This is a genomic window from Bacteroidota bacterium, from assembly GCA_018692315.1.
Taxonomy (GTDB): domain Bacteria; phylum Bacteroidota; class Bacteroidia; order Bacteroidales; family JABHKC01; genus JABHKC01.
Genome location: JABHKC010000085.1, coordinates 1 through 3,736 on the forward strand (window position 1 = coordinate 1; position 3,736 = coordinate 3,736).

Here is a 3,736-nt window from a genome sequence, read left to right on the forward strand (position 1 = left end):
AATATCTTTTAGATTTATACCTACTACAAATTGTAATTCTTCAATTTGTGCTTCTAACAAATCAACATAAGCCTTTGTTGCTGCATCCTGGGCATCGATGGGGTCAGAAATATTCTTTACTTGAGCTGCTCCACCGTCATTGCTTTCTGCTAATACTTCTGTCAGGTTTTGTATTTCGTTTGTAATGCTAGCATCAACTTCGGCGGTTAGATATGTTTGCAAATCTGTTATTTGGCTTTCGCTTATTGTTATGCCTGTTGTTTTATCCCAAGCAGTAAATTCAGGGTCGGTTTCAGAATCTGCTACAATAAGTTTTAACCATGCTGTCCCGGAATAATAATAAAAAGCATTATTTCCGGAAGGCCCATTTGCGCTTACATATATTAATAAACCTGTTGCCGGTGAAGCCGGTTTATCATCGAAATCGATACGTGGTATCAGCATACCTTTGTTAGTAGATTTTACATCCAACATAGCCGATGGGTCAGCAGTATATGTATCATCATCGGTTATTACAACATTTTGTGCAAAAATTACTGCCGAAAACAATAGTCCTGCAAATAATAAAGTTAGTTTTTTCATTTCTTTTGTTTTATATTAATAATTTTAATTGTTAATTGTTAATTCATAATTCATCATGCTTTTGTCGTTGCTGCCGGGTTTTAGTTCGAGCAGGGCATTAGTGCTGGTGGGCATGAAGTTTTCGTCGTCGCTAATTATTAGCTTTTGTGCAAAAGATATATTTGCTGTAAGAAAAATCATTAATATAAGTTGAAGGATTTTGCTCTTTTGTTTTTTCTCAATTTCGTTTATTAGTTTTTTCAAAGCCCGGTTTTTTAGTTTTATTTTTTCAAGTAAGGCTTCTATTTTTTTTGTCTCGAAATTTTCTTTTTTATCCATAGCAATTTTTAGCACAAAAATAAGCTGGAAAGATAGCTAAAATAAAATTTTTCACTACGTATAAACTCAGTGTCAGGTAGTTTTTCACTACGTAAAAACTACTGCACTATCAGTAAAGCCACGTTACAGCGTGGCTATACAGCGTGGCTCTAAAATTTCATCAAATAATTCACAAGATTTGTTTCTGTGCTAAGTTCCATTTTTTTGCGAATGTTTGTCCGAAGTTTTTCAACTGTTCGTACACTTTTGTTAGTTAGTGCAGCAATATCTTTGCTCGACATATTGAGGCGAAGGAATGCACAGGTTTTAATTTCGGTAGGCGTAAGTCCCGAATGTTTTTTGTCGAGATTTATAAAGAAATCGTTATGAACTTTTTCAAATCGGGTTTCAAATTCGTTCCATGCATCTTGATGTATGTTAAATTCTATCTCCCTGATTATTTCGTTTAGTTTTTCTTTTCCTGTTTTGTTTGTGTGTAACAAACACTCTTTAGTTTTTTCAATAATGGTTTGCGACAAATTGTTCAGGTTTACCAGATGAATTGCGTTGGTTGCCAGTTCTTTATTTCGGAAATCGAGCTTGTTTTTTAGATTTTCTGTTTCTTTTTCGGCAAATAGTCTTTTTTGTTTTAAATTTTTTCTAATCTGACGAAAATAAAATACAAGTAAAATTGTTATCAAAAACAACGAAGAAATCACAATATATAGATAATTTTGAAATGTTTTTTGTTTTTGCGTTTTACTTTTTAATTGAAGAATTTCCTTTTTCTTCTTTTCAGTTTCATATTTTGTCTGGATATCTGTAATAATGTTCAATTTTTCGGCATTAAACAAACTGTCGGTCAATATATCATATTTCTTGTAGTTCTGTAAGGCACTTTCAAAATTGCCAAGATATTCTTCAAGAACTGAAAGCTTTTTATATGATTGTTTTAAATTATCAAGAAGTTGTATGTCTTTAGACAATTCAATGGCTTTTTGAAAATAATCTTTTGCTTCATTTACTTTCCCCATTTCTTGATGTTGTGCAGCTATATTACTTAAGGCAATTGCAATCATACGTTTGTCTCCAATTTTTCGACTAATCACATATATATCAAAATAATTTTTTAGAGCTAAAGAGTCTTGACCTCTCAAAGCAAAAATGCTTGCCATATTATGACGAATTGTTGCTACTTTTATGTAATCGTTAATCGTTTCAGCAATCAATAATCCTTCATTGTAAAATATCAATGCAGTATCATAATTTGTTTGAATTGAATAAATATCAGCAATATTATTCAGGTCGGAAGTTATTTGCATACTATCTGACATTTCTCTTGAGAGTTCTAATCCTTTATAATGGTATTTTAAAGCTTCGTCCATATTGCCCCACTCCATAAAAATATTCGCAATATTATTTAATGCGATTGAAATGCCTTTTTTATACTCAAGTTTTTCACTTATTTCTAAAGAATTATATAGATATTCAACAGCTTTATCGTAATCTCCCATTGCCCAGTAAGTTGTTCCAATACGATTATTCAATTTTATTTTCTTATTATCCTCAATCTCATATTCGTTGCAACGAAAATAATATAGAAGTGCTTCTTCAAAATCTCCCTGTTTAAATTTTATCATTCCAAAATCCATATAAACCGCAGGTAATATTTCATCACTTTTGCAATCTTTAAAATGCTTCTCTGCCTTTTCAAGATACATTAGAGCTTTTGAATATTCTGCTAAGAAAAAACAAGCCATTGAAGAATTTTTTGCTGTTTTTCCCATCAAATATTTATCATCAATTTCGGAATATATTTGATATGCAGAATCAAGATATTCTATTGCATTTTCAAATTTATAAGTGTAGAAAAACGAAAAACCTATATTTCCTAATGCTTTGCCTACTCCTTTTCTGTTTTTTGAAATTATTGCCAAATCATAGGCTTTTATTGCAATTTTTTTTGAAATCGTAGGATCAGTTTTTGAAAAATAATACGCAGTATCATTAAGCTTTTTAATTTTCTCAATTTCAGGCAGTTGTGCCATCGAATTTAGCAGACTGTCAATATTTATTCCATTCACAAAAGAAAATAAAAACGCCAGACAAATTATCAAAAATATCCTTTTCATACACCAAACAATTACACAATATTTATAATATACAATTATACAATTATTTTGAATGAAAAGTTGATATTCTACGAATATTCTTAGTAGTCTGGGATTATTTTGCTATTAAGGTATAACAATCTTTGAATATTCTGCAATGTTCGTAGAATAAAGACCTTTGAACATCTGAGAGACTTCAAAGCGTCAATAATCAATCAACAATTAAAATCCCTTTATTCAAATGGCGAAGAAAAAGTTTCCTTTTCTCTTCTTTCCTTTTCTTTTTCCCATCCTTGATTCACTATTTTTGTATCAGGATCAGGAGGTAGAACAGTCATCATTACAATTGAAATTTCTGTATCGATTATGATGGTTTCAATTTTGGGAGTGGAATATGGTTTTTTCATGGGATTTGGGATTAGAAATTAGAAATTGGAAATTAACAATTAACAATTAACAATTAACAATTAATAATTAACAATTGGAAATTAGGGATTGTTAATGAAGACTTTTTCAGTTGAAATGGATTTTTCGCCAATCAGATGAATGACGTAATTTCCAGAGGCGGTGTGCATTTCAATTTTGTTTAAAGTGCTGCCGGCGATTTGTTTTTCAACTATTAGTTTTCCAAGCATATCGAAAACACGGACTTGATATTTTTCTGCCGGTGTTTTTAAATATACAAAATTCCTGAATGAATAAATCTGTGTTTCAGTCTTTTCAGCCGAAAAATTGGTTTCATCGTC

Annotated in this window: 5 protein-coding genes; all 5 read right to left on the bottom strand. The window is 30.8% G+C overall.

The annotated features are described in order from the left end of the window. On the bottom strand, positions 1–582 hold a 582-nt coding region (locus HN894_06740; GenBank protein ID MBT7143018.1), incomplete at its 3' end, for a hypothetical protein. Between the two features lie 24 nt (positions 583–606). Then, complete coding sequence (locus HN894_06745; protein MBT7143019.1) at positions 607–900, bottom strand: hypothetical protein; 294 nt, start codon at positions 898–900, stop codon at positions 607–609. 149 nt (positions 901–1,049) lie between these two features. After that, positions 1,050–3,011 (bottom strand): tetratricopeptide repeat protein, encoded by a 1,962-nt coding sequence (locus HN894_06750; protein ID MBT7143020.1) that lies wholly within the window; start codon positions 3,009–3,011, stop codon positions 1,050–1,052. 212 nt (positions 3,012–3,223) lie between these two features. Next, a complete protein-coding gene (locus tag HN894_06755; GenBank protein MBT7143021.1) occupies positions 3,224–3,397 on the bottom strand; it encodes a hypothetical protein in 174 nt (57 codons plus the stop codon). Positions 3,398–3,478: 81 nt separating this feature from the next. Next, positions 3,479–3,736: T9SS type A sorting domain-containing protein (locus HN894_06760; protein ID MBT7143022.1), on the bottom strand; the 258-nt coding region annotated here is incomplete at its 5' end.

Coding starts and splice junctions, on each gene's coding strand:
- HN894_06745 (MBT7143019.1), bottom strand. CDS start 900: ATGGATAAAAAAGAAAATTTCGAGACAAAAAAAATAGAAGCCTTACTT.
- HN894_06750 (MBT7143020.1), bottom strand. CDS start 3,011: ATGAAAAGGATATTTTTGATAATTTGTCTGGCGTTTTTATTTTCTTTT.
- HN894_06755 (MBT7143021.1), bottom strand. CDS start 3,397: ATGAAAAAACCATATTCCACTCCCAAAATTGAAACCATCATAATCGAT.